Raw genomic sequence first — 20,024 nt, 5'->3', positions numbered from 1 at the left:
CAGCAGCGCCATAATGTGCAGGACATCTCCGCTCATCCCTGCTCGCATGTCCATCACTGCCCATCCCGTCTGGACGAGACTGCGGCGCATCGCGATCAGCCTGCCGGTGCTGATCGCGGTCGGGCTGTTCGTGTTGTATGTGGCGCTGGGCTATCTGGCCGTCGGCCCGCTGGCCGCGCATTACATTCCCCGGCTGGCGCAGTCACAGCTCGACAGCCGTGCGACCGTGGGCAAGGTGGCGTTCGACCCGCTGCGGCTCGATCTGACGGTGGACAGGCTGCAGCTGAGCACCCCGCAGGGCGTGCCGCTGGCCGGATTCGACAAGCTGTTCATCGATTTCGCCCCGGCAAGCCTGTGGCGCTGGGCTTGGACCTTTCACCAGATTCGCATCGACCAGCCGCAGGTGAATGTGGCCATCGCCAGGGGCGGGGCGATGAACTGGGACGCTCTGGTGCGCGCGTTGCAGCGCCATCCCAAGCCGACCAAGCCCTCCGACACCATTGCGCGCGTGGTGATCGAGCAGTTGCAGATCACCGGCGGCACGGTGATCTATGCCGACGCCAACCGCGATCATCCGTACACCACGCGTCTTGCGCCGCTGAACCTGCAGATCAGCGACCTGTCCACCTTGCCCAAGGCGCGCGGTCAATACGCGCTCAGCCTGCTGCTGCCACAGCAAAAGGCCACGCTGCGGTGGAAGGGCTACATCGGCATCAATCCTCTGGTGTCCGGCGGTGAGGCCGAACTCACCGGACTCGACCTGGCCGACACGGCGCGCGCGGTGCCGAAACTGTCCAGAACGCTGCAGATCGCCGGCGGCACTGCGGCGATCCACGTTGCCTACAGCGCGGTGCTTGGCAATACCGGTCTGCAATGGGCGGTCAACGATCTGGGTGTACAGGTTCAGGGCCTCAGCGCGAAAGCGGCGGGCGCTGACCTGCAATTACAGGCCCTCCAGTTGGACAAAGCGCGCATCGACGGCTCGGCGCAGACCGCGTCGCTGCAGGCGCTCACGATCACTGGCCTGCGTGCGCGGTCGGGCGTCGACCAGATGGCATTGCAGAACGCGCAGCTGCAGGGAGCGCAGTTCGACTGGAGCAGGCGGCAGGCCGGTTTCGGGCCGCTTCGCTTGCAGGGCATCCAGGGGAGAGTCGGTCAGGCGGCGCTGCAGGCGGCCAGTCTGCAAACCCAGCCGGGCGCAGTGAAGCTGACAGCGCGCACGCTGCAGCTACCTCAAGCCACACTGCAGGATCTGCGGCTGCAGCCGCAGCAAGGCAGAGCCGCGCCGTGGCTGCTGTTGCCCACGCTGGAAATCGACGCGCTGCAGACCGATCTGGCGCAACATCGCGTGCAGATCGGCGCAGTGCAGATCGATGCCGCTAGCGTGCGGCTGGCGCGGCTGCCAGGCGGGCAGATCGATCTGCTACAGGCCCTGAGCGCAAGGACAGCCAGTACTGCAGCGCCTGCGTCACAGCCCCAGACGGCAGACCAGACCGCATCGCGCCCAGCGGCAGGCTGGACTGTGGCGGTGCAGCGTGTCGCCACCCGGCTGCAGACCGTGGACTACACCGACCAGAGCTTCAAGGCGCCGCTGCATCTGCAACTCAAAGATGCCACGCTGGATGCCGCACTGCGGGCCACGCTGCCCGCAAGCGCCCCGGCGCAGCTTCAGGCCAGCGATCTGCAACTCCAGCTCGGCGCGATGCAGGCGCAAAGCAGCGGCCAACCGCTCGCACGCTGGAGCCGCCTGCAACTCGGCCCTACCCAGATCGATCTGCCCGGTTCTGGCGCACCGCGCATCCGCGCCGGAGCGCTTGACGTGGACGGCTTGCATGCGCAGGTGCTGCTGGGCAAGGAGGGGCTGAACTGGGTGCAGGCGTTCGCGCCGGTGGCGACTGCGGCGGCGTCCGGCACCGCCAACGCTGCCGCGCGCAAGCCGGCTGCACCGCCCGACCTCCAGCTCAAGAGCCTCATCCTGCGCAATCTGTCCGCTGGCCTGACCGACAGCACCGCGCCCGAGCCGATCCGCCTCGACCTGATCCAGGGCCAGGCGAGTGCGCACAACCTCAGCCTCGACCTGCGCAAACCCGTGCCGCTGCAGCTGCGCTTTGCGCTCGCGCAGGGCGGGCAGTTCAGCGCCCGCGGGCAGGTGGCGCCGCAGCCGCTGACGGGCACGCTGCAGGTGCAGATGCAGCGCTTCGCGCTGGCGCCGCTGGGCAGTCTGCTCAAGCCATATGTGCGTCTGCTGCTTACCAGCGGCACGGCCTCGGCGGACGGTTCAGTGCGACTGCAGACCACCAAGGGTGGCACGCCGCAGCTGGACTACCAAGGCAAGGCGCAGGTGGACGACCTTACGCTGGTCGAACCCGATGGGCGCACGCCGTTTCTCGGCTGGCGCAAGCTCGCCGCCAGCGGCATGACCGTGGGCACCGCACCGCTGTCGGTAACGATCACCGATTTGCATGCGGTGCAGCCGTATGGCCGCATCGTCCTCAACCCGGACCGTACCCTCAATGTGCAGGCCATTTTGCTCACGCGCAAACCGGCTGCAGCACCCGCGCCTGCGACGAGCAGCCAGCCCGGCCAGGACAAGCCGCTGCCGCTGACGCTGCGCATCGACCGCACCGCGATCGACAACGCCGACGTGGACTTCACCGACCAGTCGATCAAACCCGAATTCCACGTGCGCATGCAGCAGCTCTCGGGGGTGATCAATGGCCTGTCGGACGCACCCGACAGCAGCGCGCAGATCGAGCTCGACGGCCAGGTGAACGATTACGGGCAGGCGACGGTGCGCGGGCGGCTGCAGCCGTTTCACGTCACCGACGCCACCGATGTCACGCTCGATCTGCGCAACCTCGACCTGGCGGCGATCTCGCCGTATTCGGGCAAGTTCGCTGGCCGCACCATCGAGTCGGGCCGGCTCGACGCCCGGCTGGAATACAAGATTCAGCAGGCGCAGATGCAGGGTGACAACCAGTTCACCATCACCCGCCTGAAGCTCGGCCCCCATGTCGACAGCCCCGACGCGTTGAATCTGCCGCTCGATCTGGCGATTGCCGTGCTGGAAAACAGCAAGGGCGTGATCGACCTGAATCTGCCGGTGCATGGCGACCTGGACAACCCTCAGTTTAGCTATGGACTCATCATCTGGCAGGCCATGGTCAATGCGCTGACCAAGGTGGTCACCGCGCCGTTTCGCGCGTTGGGGGCGCTGTTCGGCGGCAGTGCCGGGCAGGCACCGCAGGAGGTGCAATTCGCGCCGGGCAGCGCCGAACTCGCGCCGCCCGAGCGCGAGAAGTTGCTGCAGATCGCCAAGGTGTTGGCCGAGCGTCCGCGGCTGGAACTGCAGGTGCCACCCACCGTCGACCCCGTGCTCGATACCGCCGCGTTGCAACAGGCTGCGGTGCGCCGGCAGGTGCTGGCCCGGCTGGGTGTGAGCCTGCTGTCCGGCGCCAACCCCGGCCCGCTCGACCTGGACAGCGCACGTACCCGCAATGCCATCGATGCGCTCTACCTCGAGCAGCACCCGACCAGCGCACTCGACGCGCTGAAAAACGCTCTGCCCAAGGACGGCAAGGAGCAACACCCGTTGCAGCGTGCCATGCTCGCGCAGCTAGCGCAGGCCGTGGTCATTCCCCAGGCCACGCTCGATGCCCTGGCGCTGGCGCGGGCCCGGGCCGTGGTTGCCGCGCTGACTACCGGTGCGAAGGCGCTGCCGGCCTTGCGGGTGCAGATCGGGCCTGCCGCGAAGCCGCAGAGCGGGACGCAGAAGGATGTCGTGCTCAAGCTGGGCCTGGGCGCTGCAGCGCAAGCTGCGGCGCCACAGACGGGACAGTGAGTGACCGCTTCGTCAGGCAATCCGCGTGGGCCCGAGCAAGCCGCCGCTTTCCCTGATGTCCGCTGGGCGCAATAGACTGCCGAAAAACCTGATCAGCCGACTGACATGAACCCACCCCCCAACCCCACTGCGGACGCGGTGGCTGGTCCTGGCGCCAGCCTGTGCGACCAGCAGTCGCGGGCCGCGGCGGTCGATGCCGCGATCACCTCGCGCCGTTCCATCCGCCGCTTTTTGCCTGAGCCGGTGTCGCGCCAGACCATCGAAGCCATCCTGCAGGTGGCCTCGCGCGCGCCCTCGGGCACCAATACCCAACCCTGGCAGGTGCATGTGCTCACCGGTGCGGCCAAGGCGCGGCTGTCCGCACGTATCCTCGCCGCGTACGACGACCCGGCGCAGGCGGCGCAGCACACTGAGGACTATGCCTATTACCCGCTGCAGTGGCGCTCGCCCTACATCGACCGCCGTCGCAAGGTGGGCTGGGATCTGTACGGCCTGCTCGGCATCCAGAAAGGCGACAAGGCGGCGATGCATGCGCAACATGGCCGTAACTACCTGTTTTTCGATGCGCCGGTCGGCTTGATTTTCACCATCGACCGCATCATGGCGCAGGGCAGCTGGCTGGACTACGGCATGTTCCTGCAGAACATCATGGTGGCTGCGCGCGGTCGCGGGCTCGACACCTGCCCGCAAGCAGCGTTCAACCAATTCCACCGCATCATCGAGGACGAGCTCGGGCTGGACCCGAGCACGCAGCAAGTGGTCTGCGGCATGGCGCTGGGCTGGGCCGACCCGGATGCGATCGAGAACACCCTGGTCACCGAACGCGCGCCGGTGTCCGAGTTCGCCCGCTTCCTCGACCAATGAACGCGCTGGCCTGGATCGGCGAGACCCGCATCGCGCAGGCGGTACAGGACGGCAAGCTCGACAACCTGCCCGGCGCCGGACGCCCGCTCGACCTCACGCTGCGCGACGCCGCGCTCGAAGCCCAGGTCCGGCTCGGTCTGGAGCTGCTCGAGCGTGCCTGCCGCGCACCAACCAACACCGCTCAGGGCCAGCGCGAACGCGCCGTGCTGCGTCTGCTGTGGGCCAAGGCGATCATCGGCCAGCGCCGCGACCGCAATACGCCATGATCATCACCTCGCTGCTCGACACCGATCTGTACAAGTTCACCATGATGCAGGTGGTGCTGCACCACTTTCCCGGTGCGCAGGTGGAGTACCGCTTCAAATGCCGCACGCCTGGGATCGACCTGGTGGCGCGGCTAGACGAGATCAACACCGAACTCGACGCCCTGTGCACCCTGCGCTTGCAGCCCGACGAACTAGACTACCTGCGCAGCCTGCGCTTCATCAAAAGCGACTTTGTCGATTTCCTCGAACTGTTTCGCCTCAACCGCCAGCGCATCAGCGCCACGCCGGCCGCAGACCAGGCGGCGCGCGACCGCGGCGAGATCGACATCACCATCCGTGGCCCCTGGCTGCACACCATTTTGTTCGAGGTACCGGTGCTGGCCATCGTCGGCGAGGTCCATGCCCGCCACGCCCACGCCGACGCCGACCTGCGCGCCGGGCTACAGCGCCTGGACGACAAAATCGCGCTGCTGCGCACTCCCGAACTGCAGGGCTGCCGCATCGCCGACTATGGCACCCGTCGCCGCTACTCGCGCCGCTGGCAGGCGCAGGTGCTCGCCCGGCTGCAGGCGGGTCTCGGCCCGCAGCTGGCCGGCACCAGCAATGTGCTGCTCGCCAAGGAGATGGGTCTCACGCCCCTGGGCACCATGGCACACGAATACCTGCAGGCCTGCCAGGCACTTGGCCCCCGCCTGCAAGATACGCAGGTGTTCGCCTTCGAGATGTGGGCACGCGAATACCGCGGCGACCTGGGCATCGCGCTGGCCGATGTCTATGGCCTGCAGGCCTTCCTGCGCGACTTCGATTTGTACTTCTGCAAGCTGTTCGATGGCGCCCGGCACGACTCAGGCGACCCGTTTTCGTGGGGCGAGCAGATGATCGCGCACTACATCCGGCACCGCGTCGATCCACGCACCAAGACCCTGGTCTTCTCCGACATGCTGACCATTCCCAAGGTCATCGCGCTGTACCGCCAGTTCCACTCCCGCGTCGGTCTGGCCTTTGGCATCGGCACCAATCTCATGCACGATCTCGGCCATGACGCCCCGCAGATGGTGATCAAAATGACCCGCTGCAACGGCCAGCCCGTGGCCAAGGTGAGCGACGCCCCAGGCAAGAATATGTGCGACGACCCGGCCTACCTCGCCTACCTGCGCGAAGTGTTCCAGATCCCCGACAGCCAGCTCGTGGAGCATGATGCGGAGGATGGGTAAGCTTTCGGCTGACACGAGATCGGACGTATCCCGCAATGAACACCAACTCCGCCCGCGCCGCGATCTTGGCGCAAATCCGTGCCCGGCAAGGGCGACCCGATGCGCTGCATGCGATGGAAATGCAGGATGCCGAGGCTGACATTGGGCGACATGTCCGTGGCCCGCAGCCTACATTGGGTGATGATCTGGTTGCTGCGTTCACGGCGCAGGCACTGTCTTTGCAAACCACGGTGGCGCGTGCTGCCAACCCGCGTGACGTGCCGCGGGCTGTGGCGGTGTATCTGCGCGAGCAGTCTCTCCAGACGCAAGGCGTGGCCTGGCAGACTCTGGCCGATCTGCCCTGGGCCGATGCGGGGTTGGCGCTCGCGTTCCGCCCGCCGCGCGACGAAGACAAACTCGGCATCACCGGATGTTTTTGCGCCGTGGCCGAGACCGGCTCGCTGGTGCTGGCCAGTTCACCCGCTACCCCAGCCTCGACCCACTTGCTGCCCGAAACGCACGTCGCCATCGTGCCGGCGGCTCGCATCGTCGCAACGCTGGAAGACGCCTATGCGCTACTGCGCGCCGAGCTGGGCGAACTGCCGCGGGCGCTGTCCACCGTGTCCGGCCCGTCGCGTACCGGAGACATCGAGCAGACCATCGTGCTTGGCGCGCATGGCCCATACCGTGTGCATGTGGTGCTGGTCGATGCGGACTGAACGCGACCGTGTTGCTCGGCGCTGGACGCTGCTGCTGGGTGTTTTGACCAGCGTCCTCCCGGCGACTGCTTTCGCTGCAACCGGCCCCGACCCGTCCACCCTCAGCCTGTGGTGGGGGCTGCCGTTTGCCGCCATGCTGCTGTCGATTGCGCTGATGCCGCTGTTCGCGGCGCGGGTGTGGCATCAGCATCAGGGCAAGATTGCGGCGCTGTGGACGGCGCTATTCCTGCTGCCGTTCGCCTACCGCTTCGGCCTGCAGGACGCGCTCGACACGGTGCTGCACACCCTGTTGCACGAGTACCTGCCCTTCGTCATTTTGCTGACCGCGCTTTATACGGTCAGCGGCGGAATCGCGGTGCGCGGCAATCTGCACGGCAGCCCGGCGCAGAACACCCTGCTGCTGGCCATTGGCACGGTGCTGGCCAGTGTCATGGGCACGACCGGCGCGGCCATGCTGATGGTGCGCCCGGTCATCCGCGCCAATGACGCGCGGCGCCATAACGCGCATGTGCTGGTGTTTTTCATCTTTCTGGTGGCCAATGCCGGCGGCGCGCTCACTCCGCTGGGCGACCCGCCGCTGTTCCTCGGCTTCCTCAAGGGAGTGGATTTTTTCTGGACGGTGCAACATCTGGCCGCGCCCACCGCGTTGCTGTGCGCGCTGTTGCTGGCGCTGTTCTATCTGCTCGATCGCTGGTACTGGAGCCAGGAAGGCGAGCGCAAGCCGCGTGACCCCACGCCCGACAGTCCGCTTGGCCTGATCGGGGCATGGAATGTGCTGTGGCTGCTCGCCATCGTGCTCGCGGTGCTGCATAGCGGCATCTGGATGCCCGGGGTGACCGTGCCCATCCTCGGGCAGCAACTGGAGCTGCAGAACCTCACCCGTGACGTGGCGCTGATCGGCATTGCGCTGCTGTCGCTAGCGACCACGCCGTGGCGGGCGCGGCATGAAAACCAGTTCACCTGGGCGCCGATGATCGAGGTGGCCAAACTGTTCCTGGGCATTTTCCTCACCATCATCCCGGTGATCGCCATCCTGCGCGCCGGCCCCGACGGGGCGCTGGCGGCGCTGGTGAAGCTGACCACCGATGCGCAGGACCAGCCGATTGCCGCGGCGTACTTCTGGCTCACTGGCGCGCTGTCGTCCTTTCTGGACAACGCGCCGACCTATCTGGTGTTCTTCAATCTTGCTGGTGGCGACGCGGCGCACCTGATGGCGCAGGCCACCACACTGACTGCGATCTCGGCCGGCGCGGTGTTCATGGGCGCGGTCACCTATATCGGCAACGCGCCCAACTTCATGATCAAGGCGATCGCCGAGCATCGCGGCGTGCGCATGCCGTCGTTCTTCGGCTATATGGGCTGGTCGTTCGCGGTGCTGTTGCCGTGCCTTGCGGTTCTCACCCTGGTGTTCTTCCGATGAGCAGTCTGTCATCCGCGGGGCCGCTGCGCGTGCTGGTGGCGCGGGCGGTGTTTCCCGACATCATCGATCAACTCCGCGCCGTGGCCGAGGTGGACACCACGCCGGACGACGCGATCGCCACCCCGCATCAGCTGCGCCAGCGGCTGGCCGACAAGCATGGCGCGTTCATCACCGGCAGCGAGCGCATCGATGCCGCATTGCTCGACGCCTGCCCCAATCTAAAGGTCATCAGCACCATGACCGTTGGTGTCGATCACATCGATCTGGCCGCCTGCGCCGAGCGCGGCGTGATCGTGACCCACGCGCCCGATGTTCTGACCGAGACTACCGCCGACTTTGGCCTTGCGCTGCTGCTGGCCGCCGCGCGCCAGATCGGCGATGCCGAGCGCTATCTGCGCGCCGGACAGTGGCGTAAGTGGAGTGTCGATCTATTCGCCGGGGCGGACGTGCACGCAAGCACGCTGGGCATCGTCGGCATGGGGCGCATCGGCCAGGCGATCGCCCGCCGCGCCGTGCTGGGCTTTGGTATGCGCGTGCTCTATCACAACCGCACCCGCTTGACGCCGCAGATCGAAGCCGAGCTCCGCGCCGACTACCGCGACCTGCCCAGCCTGCTGCGCGACAGCGATCATGTGCTGCTGGCGCTGCCGTACAGCCCGCAGGTGCATCACCTCATCGGCGCCGGGCAGATCGCGCTGATGCGCCGCGGCGCCACCCTGGTCAACATCGCCCGCGGCGGCGTGGTCGACGAACAAGCGCTCGCCCAGGCGCTGCACAGCGGGCATCTGGGCGCTGCTGGGCTGGACGTGTTCGAGGGCGAGCCACAGGTCAATCCGGCGCTGCTGGCTGCGCCACGCTGCGTGCTCACCCCGCACATTGCCAGCAGCAGCATACCCACCCGCCGCGCGATGGCGCAGCTGGCAGTGGACAACCTCATCGCGGTGCTGCAGGGCCGACCGCCGCTCACTCCCGTCATCACCTGAACCCATGTCGCTCGAATTCGTCCTGCTTCTCGTCATTGCACTCTTGCTGCTCGTGCTGCTGGGCACGGGCTGGACGCTGCTTGCCCGTCTGCGTGGTCTGGGAGATTTGCACCGCGACATTGCCACCGAACTCGCACCCGCGCTCGAACGCCTGGAGCGCGAACTGCGCGGCGCAGTGCAGGCCAGCGGCCAGAGCCTGCGCACCGAGCAGGCCGGGCAACTGGCGCAGTTCCAGCAGATGCTGCTCAACCAGCAGGGCGAGAGCACTCGCACGCAAAACGCCCAGCTCGACGCCGTGGCGCTGCAATTGCAACACCTGCAGAAGGCCGTGGGCGATACCCTGGTGCAGCAGGTCGGGCATCTCACCCAGACCAACACCCAGACCCTGCGCGCGCTGCAGGCGCAGCTCGTCGAGCGGCTCGATGCGCTGCGCACCACGACCGATCAGCGTTTGATCGAAGCGCGCCAGAGCGCCGAGCAGGGGCAGACCGCCATGCGCGAAGCCACTGAAGCACGCCTGAGCGAACTGCGCCAGTCCACCGACAAAAGCCTCAACGAGATGCGCGGCACCGTGGAACTGCGCCTGCGCGAACTGCAGGCCGACAACGAGAAGAAGCTCGAGCAGATGCGCGCCACCGTCGACGAAAAGCTCCACACCACGCTGGAGCAGCGTCTGGGCGAGAGCTTCCGGCAGGTGGCCGAGCGGCTCGAACTGGTCCACCGGGGCCTAGGCGAAATGCAGACCCTGGCACAGGGCGTGGGCGATTTGCAGCGGGTGTTCAGCAATGTCAAGGCGCGAGGGGTATTCGGCGAAATCCAGCTCGCCGGCTTGATCGAGCAGGTGTTCACCCCCGAGCAATACGGCGTGAACGTCGAAACCGTGCCCGGCAGCAACGCCCGGGTGGAATACGCCATCCGCCTGCCCGGCAAGGGCGATGGCCCGGTGTGGCTGCCGATCGACGCCAAGTTTCCGCGCGAGGACTACGAGCGCCTGCTCGACGCGCAGCAGAACGCCGACAAGGTGGCCGCCGACGCCGCAGCCAAAGCGCTGGAGCTGCGCCTGCGCGAAGAGGCCCGCACCATCCAGACCAAGTACATCGCCGCGCCGCACACCGCCGACTTCGGCATTCTGTTCCTGCCCACCGAAGGCCTGTACGCCGAGGCGCTGCGCCGTCCTGGTCTGGTGGAGAGCCTGCAGCGCGAACACCGCGTGATGCTCGCCGGGCCGACCACCCTGCTGGCCCTGCTCAACAGCCTGCACATGGGCTTTCGCACCCTGGCGCTGGAGCAGCGCTCCACCGAGGTGTGGAAAGTGCTCGGGGCGGTCAAGACCGAATTCACCAAATTCGGCGACATTCTGGCCAAAACCCGCAAAAAGCTCGACGAAGCCAGCAACACCATCGGCCAGGCGGAAACCCGCACCCGTGCGATGACTCGCCAGCTCAAGCAGGTGGAGGCGCTGCCTGCCGACCAGACCCACACCCTGCTGGGCTTGACCGAGGTCGAAGCGGACGATCCGCAAAGCGCGCTATAACCGCCGTCATCTCTTCATCAGCGGTTCCCATCATGCGAGCCCAGGACATCAGCCTCGACGTACTGGCGGAAAAATACGCCAAGGCAGGCGAGCGCACCATCGCCGACATCCATGCCCGCGTCGCCCGCGCGCTGGCAGCCGAAGAGGTCGACCCGGCGCGCAGCGAGGCGCTGTTCCTGCAGGCGCTGGAGGGCGGCTTCATCCCCGCCGGGCGCATCATGTCGGCTGCGGGTACCGACATCCAGGCTACCCTGATCAACTGCTTCGTCCAGCCCGTGGGCGATTCGGTGTCCGAAGACAGCGAGGGCAAGCCCGGCATCTACAAGGCGCTGGCGCAGGCCGCCGAGACCATGCGCCGCGGCGGCGGCGTGGGTTACGACTTTTCGCGCATCCGCCCCGCAGGCGCTGCGGTACGCGGCACGCACAGCCGTGCCAGCGGCCCGCTGTCGTTCATGCGGGTGTTCGACGCCTCTTGCGAAACCGTCGAATCGGCAGGCAGCCGCCGCGGGGCGCAGATGGGCGTGCTGCGCATCGACCACCCGGACATCGAAGCCTTCATCCACGCCAAGGACCAGGGCGCATTCAAGAATTTCAACCTGTCGGTCGGCGTGAGCAACGCCTTCATGCAGGCGGTGCAGGCCGATGCCGAAATTGATCTGGTGCACAAGGCCTGCCCGGGCGAGGACCAGATCGCCGCAGGCGCGCACCAGCGCGCAGATGGCCTGTGGGTGTACCGCACCGTGCGCGCGCGCGATCTGTGGGATCAGATCATGCGCTCGACCTACGACCATGCCGAGCCCGGCATCCTGTTTCTCGATACCGCCAACGCCGACAACAACCTCTGGTACTGCGAGACTTTCGAGGCCACCAACCCCTGCGCCGAGGAATTCCTGCCCGATTACGGTTGCTGCTGCCTGGGCTCGATCAACCTCACCCGCTTCGTGCACGCGCCGTTCACCCCACAGGCGCGGTTTGACTTCGAGCGCTTTCAGGCCGTTGCCCGCACTGCGGTGCGCATGCTCGACAACGTGCTCGACGTGACCTACTGGCCGCTGCTCGAGCAGCACGACGAGGCGCAGAACAAGCGCCGCATCGGGCTGGGTTTTCTCGGCCTGGGCGATGCCTGCGTGATGCTCGGCATGCGCTACGACAGCGACGAGGCCCGGCGCTTTGCCGCCGACATGGCCCGCACCCTGCGCGACACCGCGTACCGGGCCTCGGCGGATCTGGCCAAGGAAAAGGGCGCATTCCCGCTGTTCGACGCGCAAAAATACCTGGCCAGCGGCTTTGCCCGGCGGCTGCCCGACGACCTGCGCGCCGCAATTGCCGCGCACGGCATCCGCAACTCGCACCTGCTGGCGGTCGCGCCAACCGGCACCATCAGCCTGGCGTTTGCCGACAACGCCAGCAACGGCATCGAGCCCGCGTTCTCCTGGGTCTACACCCGCAAGAAGCGCATGCCGGACAACACCACCCGCGCGTATGAGGTGGCTGACCACGCCTGGCGGCTCTACCGCAGCCTGGGCCATGACACCACCCGACTGCCTCCGGCCTTCGTCACCGCGCTGGAACTCTCGGCCCTTGACCACATGCGCATGCTGCAGGCCGTGCAGCCATTCATCGACACTGGCATCAGCAAGACGGTCAACGTCCCGGCCGACTACCCCTACGACGACTTCAAGGATCTGTACCTGCAGGCATGGAAGGCCGGTCTCAAGGGCCTGGCGACCTACCGTCCCAACACCGTGCTCGGCGCGGTGCTGCAGGCGACGTCGGCGCAGTCCGCAGCGCCCGCGTCCGGCGCCACTGCGGGCGACATCGACCCGCTGACCCGCCGTATCGAAGGCCGCCCCGCAGGTGACCTGCAGGCCGTCACTAGCAAGATCAGCTACATGACCGCCGAGGGGCAGAAGACGGTCTATCTTTCGGTGTCCTTCGCCGAGGTGGAAGGCCGGGTGGGCGGCAAGCCGGTGTGCATCGAGCGCCCGATCGAATTTTTCATGCCCGCGGGCCAACGCGACGAAGGCCAGCAATGGATCGCCTCCAACATGCGGCTGCTCTCCCTGGTGGCGCGCTCGGGCGGCTCGATCGCCAAGAGCCTGCAGAACATGCGCGAAGTGGTCTGGGACAAGGGGCCGGTGCGCTGCGGCGAAGTCATCAAGTCCGACGGCAGCCGCGTGCCGCGCTTCCACCCGTCCGAGGTGGCGGCCATCGCCTACGCGCTGCAGGAACTGCTGCGGCGGCGCGGCTTTCTCGACGCCGCAGGCCGCGAGCAGCCGCTGTCGGTGCTGGCACAGCGCAACCCCACCGCCGAGGCGCTGCGCATCGATCTCGAGACTGCCGAGCCCTGCCCCGATCTGCTGCCGGGCGGGCGCATCTGCCCCGAATGCGGCGGGCCTTTCCTGCGTCGGGTCGATGGCTGCGACCGCTGCGAGAACTGCGGGTATATCGGCAGTTGCGGCTAGGATCTGTTCACGCAATTGATACACCCCGGCCCAGCTGGGGGCAACGCGGGTGCACAAATAGCGTTCACAGGCCCTCGCCGCGCGGCGGGATTTCGATCTTGACTTCCAGCACTTCGAGCGTGTCCTGGCGTTCCAGCTTGACCTGGATGTCGTTGCTGTCGATCTTGACGTATTTGGAGATCACATCGACCAGCTCGCGCTGCAGCGCCGGCAGCCACTCGGCCGGGGCACCGGCGCCGCCGCGTTCATGCGCGAGGATGATCTGCAGCCGCTCTTTGGCGACCGTGGCGGTTTTTTTCTTTTCGCCCAGAAAGAAAGAGAGAAATGACATATGTGCTCTCCCTCAGCCGCCGAACAGGCGCTTGAACAGGCCGGGTTTCTGGTAGTCGGTGAAGCGCATGGGCCTGTTTTCGCCGAGGAAGCGGGCGACCACGTCCTGATAGGCCTCGGCCACGTCGGTGCCGGTGAGGTGAATGGCCGGGGTGCCCTGGTTGGAGGCCTGTAGCACTGCTTCGCTCTCGGGAATGACGCCGATGAGCGGGATGCGCAGAATGTCCTGAATGTCGGTGAGCGACAGCATCTCTCCATCGCTGACCCGCTTGGGGTTGTAGCGGGTGATGAGCAGATGCTCGCGGATGGGTTCGCCGCCTTCGATCGCGCGCTTGGTCTTGCTCGAGAGCATGCCCAGGATGCGGTCGGAGTCGCGCACCGACGAGACTTCCGGGTTGGTGACGATGAGGGCTTCATCTGCGAAGTGCATGGCCATCAGCGCCCCGCTTTCGATGCCGGCTGGGGAGTCGCAAACGATGTAGGTGAACCCCATCTCGTCGAGTTCCCTGAGCACGCTTTCCACACCGTCCTTGGTCAGTGCGTCCTTGTCGCGGGTCTGCGAGGCGGGCAGGATGAACAGGTTTTCGCACTGCTTGTCCTTGATGAGCGCCTGCGTGAGCTTGGCCTCGCCCTGGATGACGTTGATCAGGTCATACACCACGCGACGCTCGCAGCCCATGATCAGGTCGAGGTTGCGCAGGCCCACGTCGAAGTCGATGACCGCGGTCTTGTGACCGCGCAGCGCCAGCCCTGAGGCGAAGCTGGCGCTGGTGGTGGTCTTGCCCACGCCACCCTTGCCCGAAGTCACCACAATGATTTTTGCCATGGGTTTGTCCTTGAAAGAATTATTTGAGACTGAGCGGCTCGATCAGGAGTTGTTCGCCCTGCAGCCGCACGGTGGTCGGCTGGCCGCGCACACCGGCGGGCAGCTCCTGTTCGGCGGTGCGATAGATGCCGGCAATAGCCACCAGCTCCGGCTCGAAGCTGGTGCAGAAAATCCGTGCCGCAGTGTTGCCGCGCGCCCCGGCCAGCGCCCTGCCGCGCAGCGCGCCGTAAATGTGCACATGCCCTTCGGCCATGACCTCGGCGCCAAAGCTCACCACGCCCTGCACGATCAGATCGCCGGCGGAATACACCCGCTGGCCCGAGCGCAGCGGGCGGTCGATCAGCACGGTGGTCGGCGACGGGTTCGTGGCCGTTTGTCGTGCGGGCGGGGCAGTGGGGGCAGAGGCGTCATCGCTTGTCGCCGGCTCTGACTGCGCCGGGGCGGGCGGTGCGGCGCAGTCGGCGGGTTTGCGGGTGTCGCGGCTGTCGAGCAAAGGCAGGTCGCAGGACGCGGCCCAGGCGTGTTGCGCAGTCTGTGCCACCACGCCGAATGGCCGCATATTGAGACGACGCAGCAGCGCAATCAGATCGTCCAGAGGGAGGCGGGCATCGCCGTCCAGACGGCGCAAGTCGATGGCCACGGCCTCGCCGGAGAAGAATTCGGGCGCGGCATCGAAGCGCTGCTGCAGCGCGTCGGTCAGCGCAGCGAAGTCGGGCGTTTTCACCACCAGATGCACGGCGTCGATGGCGCCGCTGCGCAGTTCGAACAAGGTGGTTTTGAATCGGGACATGAACAGGCGGGGCGGCTGCGTGACAGAGATAATGGCAATCCAGCAATCGTAGTGGATCGGCGCGGGCGGCCCGCTTGCCGCGACGCAAGAGGGCTCAAACTGGATGCAGCACGCCGCCAGCCAGTCGCAACTGCCGCTGGCAGCGCGCGGCCACCGCGGCCTCGTGGGTGACGATGATCACCGCCGGGCCCTGCGTGCCGGCCACGTCGAGCAGCATGTCCAGCGCCACTGTTGCGGCCTCGCTGTCGAGGTTGCCGGTGGGCTCGTCGGCCAGCACCAGCTGCGGCTGCGTGACCAGCGCACGGGCGATGGCGACGCGCTGGCGCTCGCCGCCGGAGAGCTCACCCGGCCTGTGCTGCAGCCGCGCGCCCAGGCCCATGCGCTGCAGCATCTGCGCGGCCACCGCATGCGCGGCATCGGCCGGGGTGCGGCGAATGCGCAGCGGCATCGCAACATTGTCCAGCGCGCTGAACTCCATCAGCAGGTGGTGGAACTGATAGACGAAGCCCACATGCCGGTTGCGCCACTGCCCTTGTTCCTTGGGGTTCATCTGTGCCCAGTCGCGCCCACAGACCTGCACGCTGCCGCCATCGGCCCGGTCCAGGCCGCCCAGCAGATGCATCAGCGTGCTTTTGCCCGAACCCGAGGCGCCGATGATCGCCAGAGTCTGCCCGCCGTCCAGGCGCAGATTCACGTCCTTGAGCACGTCGACCGGCTGCGGCCCTTCGGTGTAGCGCTTGCGCACATGTTCGGCCAGCAGGATGAGAGAGGTCATGTCGAGATCACAAGGGGTCAAAGGGTTTGCTGTGGCGCGTATTCGGGCACCAGCGCATGCAGCACGGCCTTGAGCTGTTCCGGGCTGTCGGTGCCGCTGCAGGCGATCCACTGCTGCAGCGCGTCCAGGTCGATCGGCGCCTGCGCCGCCTGCCGCGCCACACGCAGCTTGGGGTGCGGCGTGGGCAGGGTCGTTTCGTCGTCGGCGAGCAGTTCCTCGTAGAGCTTCTCGCCCGGGCGCAGGCCGGTGAAGTGGATCGGGATTTCGTCCTCGGTCTTATTCGACAGCCGGATCATCAGCCTTGCCAGATCGACGATCTTCACCGGCTCGCCCATGTCGAGCACATAGATCTCGCCGCTTTGGCCCATCAGCCCGGCTTGCAGCACCAACTGCGCCGCCTCGGGGATGGTCATGAAATAGCGCACGATCTCCGGGTGCGTGACCGTGACTGGCCCGCCGGCGGCGATCTGCGCGGCAAAGCGCGGCACCACACTGCCGCTGGACCCGAGCACATTTCCAAACCGCACCGCGCAGCAGTGCGTGTCGGGGTGTTGCGCGGCGTGCGCCTGCAAGGCGAGTTCGGCCAGACGCTTGCTTGCACCCATGACATTGGTCGGGTTCACCGCTTTGTCGGTGGAAATCAGCACGAAGCGCTGCGCGCCGCAGGCCGTGGCTGCGCGCGCGGCGCCCAGTGTGCCCAGCACATTGGTGTGCAGCGCCTCGATGGCGTTGTCGTGCTCCATCAACGGCACATGCTTGTATGCCGCGGCGTGCAGCACGATCGCCGGGTGATGCCGCGCAAACAGCGTGCGCATGCGCTCGGCTTCGCGCACGTTGGCGGTGTAGTAGCGCACATCCAGCTCGGGGAAACGCGCCTTGAACTCCTGCTCGAGCGCGTAAATCGCTAGCTCCGAGACGTCGATGCAGACAAGCTGCCGCACGCCAAAGCGCGCGATCTGCCGGCACAGCTCCGAGCCGATGCTGCCGCCGGCGCCGGTGACCAGCGCCACCTGTCCGGCGAGCAGCCCGGACAGGCCGCGCACGTCGAGCTGCACCGGCTCGCGGCCGAGCAGGTCGGCGAGTTCGACCTGGCGCGGCGCGTTGCCGCCGACGCCGCCGTGCAGCCAGTCGTCCGCGCGGGGGAGAGTGAGCAGCGACAGCCGCGCATCGGCGGCTTTGAGCAACAGCGCGCGGCGCTCGCTGCTGCCGGGCTCGGCGGCGATCAGCGCATGGCTGGCGCCCAGCGTCTGCGCCAGTTGCGGCAGCTCGTCCACACTGCCGGCCACCCGCACGCCCTGGACGCTGCGGCCCACCTCGCTGCGGTGCGGGCTGATCAGGGCCACCGCCTGCCAGCCCGGGCTCGAGCGCAGGCTGTGCAGCGCCCGCGCGGCGTCGTCCAGCGTGCCCAGCACCAGCAGCGGCTTGCCCTGCGCAGCCGAGCGGGTCAGCTGCCCATCGGCCAAAATACGCGCGCCCAGCCGCAGCCCGAGCAGCGCTGCCGCGGCAAACAGCGGATGCAGCAGCGCGATGGAGCGCGGAAAGTTGGGCAGTCGCAGCAGCAGCAAGACCGCAGCCAGTGCCAGCGCCGCCACCAGCATCGCCGAGGCCAGGCGCTTGAACTCCGGCACGCCGGTGTGCCGCCACGGTGTGCGGTACGCGCCTAGCCCGGCCAGCGCCGCCACCCACACCGCAGCGGCCAGCGGCGTACTCATCCACAGAATCTGCGCCAGATTGGCCGGCGCATTGTTGCGCAGCAGACTGAAGCGAAACAGAAAGGCGAGCAGCCAGGTGAGGGCGACGAGAACGGCGTCGGCTGCGGCGGGGCGCCAGGTGGCGCGACTGAAAAATCTCATGCGACGCTCCGCACCGCCGGGCCCAGCCCGCGTCTGACCAGCTCGCACACCCGGCTACGCTGCGCCGCGCTCATGTTTGAGCCGGACGGCAGGCACACGCCGCCTTCGAACAGCGCGCGGCTGACGTCCTGGTGCGGTGCATGCGCGAAATAGCGGCAGCCAGCGTAGAGCGGCTGCAGGTGCATCGGCTTCCACACCGGGCGGGCCTCGACATTGTGACGTTCGAGAAAGTCGAGCAGCGCGTCGCGTCGCGCCTGCGCATCATCGCCCTCGAGCACGAAGGCCGAGAGCCAGCGGGTGGAGCGGTGGCCTTCGGGCTCGTCCATCCAGCGCAGACCGGGCGCAGCGGACAGCGCGTCGCGGTACTGCACGAATACTGCGCGGCGGCTTTGCACGCGCTGCTCGAGCACGCGCAACTGACCGCGGCCGATGCCGGCGAGCACATTTGACAGCCGGTAGTTGTAGCCGTCCTCGACATGTTCGTAGTGCCGCGCCGGCTCGCGCGCCTGGGTGGAGAGCTTGCGCGCATGCGCGATCAGCGCGCCATCGTTGCCCACCAGCATGCCGCCGCCGGAGGTGGTGATGATCTTGTTGCCGTTGAACGAAAACACCGCCAGCCGGCCGAAGCTGCCGCTGGGCTTGCCGCGGTAGCTTGCGCCGAGCGACTCGGCGGCGTCCTCGAGCATCGGCACACCATAGGCATCGAGCAGGGGGACGATTGCGTCCATCTCGGCGCTTTGCCCGTAAAGGTTGACGACGACCGCGGCCTTCGGCCGGATGCCTTCGGCGGCGAGCGTGGCCAGCGCGCGTTCGAGCGCCTGCGGCGACATATTCCAGCCGCGCGGCTCCGAGTCGATGAACACCGGTGTGGCGCCGAGTTGCTTGATCGGGTTAGCGCTGGCGACGAAGGTCAGGCTCGAGCACAGCACGACATCGCCCGGGCCGACGCCGAGCAGCCGCAGGCCCAGATGGATCGCCGCGGTGCCCGAGCTCGTCGCTGCGGCATGCTGCACGCCGACCAGCGCGGCGAGTTCGCGCTCGAAGGCATCGACATGCGGGCCGAGCGGCGCGATCCAGTTACTGCTGAACGCCTCCTGTACCAGCGCCACCTCGTCCTCGCCCAGATGCGGGGCCGACAGATAAACCCGCTGCGACAGCTCACGGCGGGTGATCAGATCGACCGCGCGGCCTTCGGCATCGACCACCGGCACATGGTCGATGCGACGGGCGTCCATCAGCTCCAGCACATCGCGCTGGCTGGCCTGCAGGCCTACGGTGTGCGGCGCATGCACCGTCGGCAGGGCCGACAGCGGCGCGGTGGGCGCAATGCCAGCCAGCGCGGCGCGGCGCAGGTCGCCGTCGGTCACGGTGCGCAGCAGGCGACCCTGCACGTCGGTGACCAGCAGGATGCCCTGCGCGGTGGCATCCAGCCGCGCCAGTGCATCGCGCAGCGTGGCAGTGGGCGGCAGGCAAAGGGCGTTGAACGTATCGAGATTCATGCGCAAACTCCTCGAAGCAGGCGGGCGGGCACGCCGGCCCAGGACTCGCCGTTGGGCAGGTCGTGCAACAGCACCGCGCCAGCGCCGAGGGTGGCGGCGGCGCCGACGCGCAGATCGTGCAGCACCGTGCTGCCGGCGCCCACCAGCGCGGCCTCGCCGACTTGCACCGCGCCGCCAAGCCGCGCACCGGGGGCGATGTGCGCCCAGTCGGCGACATGGCAGTCGTGATCGACCACCGCACCATGGTTGACGATGACGCCCACGCCGACCTCGGCCATCGGTGCGACCACGCACTGCGCCGCGAGCAGGCAGCCGGGGGCGACACGGGCGCTGGCGGCCACACTGGCCAGCGGGTGTTGGATGCTCGCCAGCGGCCCGAGTGCGGTCAACCGCGTCGCTTCCTCGCGCCGCGCGGTGTTGTCGCCGATCGCTACATGCACCGCGCGCGGCTGAGGCAGATCAGCCAGCGCCTGCGGTGGCAGCACGGGCACGCCGGGCAGCAGTTCGCCGCCCCAGGTGGCCGGGTTACGGTCGGAGGCGACGACGCGCGCGAACGTGCCGCTGCGCACGGCCGCATCGGCTGCGACGCGGCCGTGGCCACCGGCACCGAACACGATTAGCAGCGGTCGAAGGAAAGGGCAGTCGTCCATCGGGGAATCACCTTGC

16 protein-coding genes are annotated in these 20,024 nt (G+C 67.5%); 9 read left to right on the top strand and 7 right to left on the bottom strand.

The genetic code is table 11. The features are described 5' to 3' along the window. Positions 1–46 precede the first annotated feature (46 nt). The 9 genes from ACZ47F_RS13855 to ACZ47F_RS13815 all read left to right on the top strand — a co-directional run bounded on the left by ACZ47F_RS13855 (position 47) and on the right by ACZ47F_RS13815 (position 13,285). Complete coding sequence (locus tag ACZ47F_RS13855) at positions 47–3,841, top strand: DUF748 domain-containing protein (protein ID WP_464925247.1); 3,795 nt, start codon at positions 47–49, stop codon at positions 3,839–3,841. 105 nt (positions 3,842–3,946) lie between these two features. Next, the gene (locus ACZ47F_RS13850; protein ID WP_464925246.1) at positions 3,947–4,705 is read left to right on the top strand and encodes a nitroreductase; all 759 of its coding nucleotides are present in this window, start codon (positions 3,947–3,949) and stop codon (positions 4,703–4,705) included. Further along, a complete protein-coding gene (locus tag ACZ47F_RS13845; protein WP_464925245.1) occupies positions 4,702–4,971 on the top strand; it encodes a DnaJ family domain-containing protein in 270 nt (89 codons plus the stop codon). Before ACZ47F_RS13850 ends, ACZ47F_RS13845 begins: the two co-directional genes overlap by 4 nt. Next, the gene (gene pncB / locus ACZ47F_RS13840) at positions 4,968–6,185 is read left to right on the top strand and encodes a nicotinate phosphoribosyltransferase (protein WP_464925244.1); all 1,218 of its coding nucleotides are present in this window, start codon (positions 4,968–4,970) and stop codon (positions 6,183–6,185) included. The genes ACZ47F_RS13845 and pncB overlap by 4 nt, the downstream gene beginning before the upstream one ends. 35 nt (positions 6,186–6,220) lie before the next feature. Then, positions 6,221–6,883, top strand: a complete 663-nt coding sequence (locus ACZ47F_RS13835; RefSeq protein WP_464925243.1) for a LutC/YkgG family protein — start codon at positions 6,221–6,223, stop codon at positions 6,881–6,883. Then, entirely contained in the window at positions 6,873–8,303 is a 1,431-nt protein-coding gene (locus ACZ47F_RS13830; RefSeq protein ID WP_464925242.1) for a sodium:proton antiporter, read from the top strand. The genes ACZ47F_RS13835 and ACZ47F_RS13830 overlap by 11 nt, the downstream gene beginning before the upstream one ends. After that, positions 8,300–9,286 carry a 2-hydroxyacid dehydrogenase gene (locus tag ACZ47F_RS13825; RefSeq protein WP_464925241.1) on the top strand — a complete coding sequence of 329 codons (987 nt, stop codon included), beginning with the start codon at positions 8,300–8,302 and terminating at the stop codon, positions 9,284–9,286. The genes ACZ47F_RS13830 and ACZ47F_RS13825 overlap by 4 nt, the downstream gene beginning before the upstream one ends. A gap of 4 nt (positions 9,287–9,290) precedes the next feature. Beyond that, complete coding sequence (locus tag ACZ47F_RS13820) at positions 9,291–10,820, top strand: DNA recombination protein RmuC (RefSeq protein ID WP_464925240.1); 1,530 nt, start codon at positions 9,291–9,293, stop codon at positions 10,818–10,820. Between the two features lie 32 nt (positions 10,821–10,852). After that, on the top strand, positions 10,853–13,285 hold the full coding sequence (locus ACZ47F_RS13815; protein WP_464925239.1) for an adenosylcobalamin-dependent ribonucleoside-diphosphate reductase: 2,433 nt from the start codon (positions 10,853–10,855) through the stop codon (positions 13,283–13,285). 64 nt (positions 13,286–13,349) lie between these two features. Here ACZ47F_RS13815 and minE read toward each other — a convergent pair whose 3' ends face one another. The 7 genes from minE to ACZ47F_RS13780 all read right to left on the bottom strand — a co-directional run bounded on the left by minE (position 13,350) and on the right by ACZ47F_RS13780 (position 20,008). After that, positions 13,350–13,616 (bottom strand): cell division topological specificity factor MinE, encoded by a 267-nt coding sequence (minE, locus tag ACZ47F_RS13810; RefSeq protein WP_464925238.1) that lies wholly within the window; start codon positions 13,614–13,616, stop codon positions 13,350–13,352. A gap of 12 nt (positions 13,617–13,628) precedes the next feature. Continuing rightward, a complete protein-coding gene (minD, locus tag ACZ47F_RS13805; protein WP_464925237.1) occupies positions 13,629–14,441 on the bottom strand; it encodes a septum site-determining protein MinD in 813 nt (270 codons plus the stop codon). Positions 14,442–14,460: 19 nt separating this feature from the next. Then, positions 14,461–15,231 (bottom strand): septum site-determining protein MinC, encoded by a 771-nt coding sequence (gene minC / locus ACZ47F_RS13800; RefSeq protein WP_464925236.1) that lies wholly within the window; start codon positions 15,229–15,231, stop codon positions 14,461–14,463. A 94-nt stretch (positions 15,232–15,325) separates the two neighbouring features. After that, positions 15,326–16,006, bottom strand: a complete 681-nt coding sequence (locus ACZ47F_RS13795; protein WP_464925235.1) for an ABC transporter ATP-binding protein — start codon at positions 16,004–16,006, stop codon at positions 15,326–15,328. A gap of 17 nt (positions 16,007–16,023) precedes the next feature. Next, on the bottom strand, positions 16,024–17,859 hold the full coding sequence (locus ACZ47F_RS13790; RefSeq protein ID WP_464925234.1) for a polysaccharide biosynthesis protein: 1,836 nt from the start codon (positions 17,857–17,859) through the stop codon (positions 16,024–16,026). Then, on the bottom strand, positions 17,856–19,358 hold the full coding sequence (locus ACZ47F_RS13785) for an aminotransferase class I/II-fold pyridoxal phosphate-dependent enzyme (protein ID WP_464925233.1): 1,503 nt from the start codon (positions 19,356–19,358) through the stop codon (positions 17,856–17,858). The genes ACZ47F_RS13790 and ACZ47F_RS13785 overlap by 4 nt, the downstream gene beginning before the upstream one ends. Then, complete coding sequence (locus ACZ47F_RS13780; protein WP_464925232.1) at positions 19,355–20,008, bottom strand: NeuD/PglB/VioB family sugar acetyltransferase; 654 nt, start codon at positions 20,006–20,008, stop codon at positions 19,355–19,357. The genes ACZ47F_RS13785 and ACZ47F_RS13780 overlap by 4 nt, the downstream gene beginning before the upstream one ends. Between the last annotated feature and the right edge of the window lie 16 nt (positions 20,009–20,024).

This window comes from Thiomonas islandica, assembly GCF_055383445.1.
This window is presented reverse-complemented; position numbering and strand designations above follow the sequence as displayed.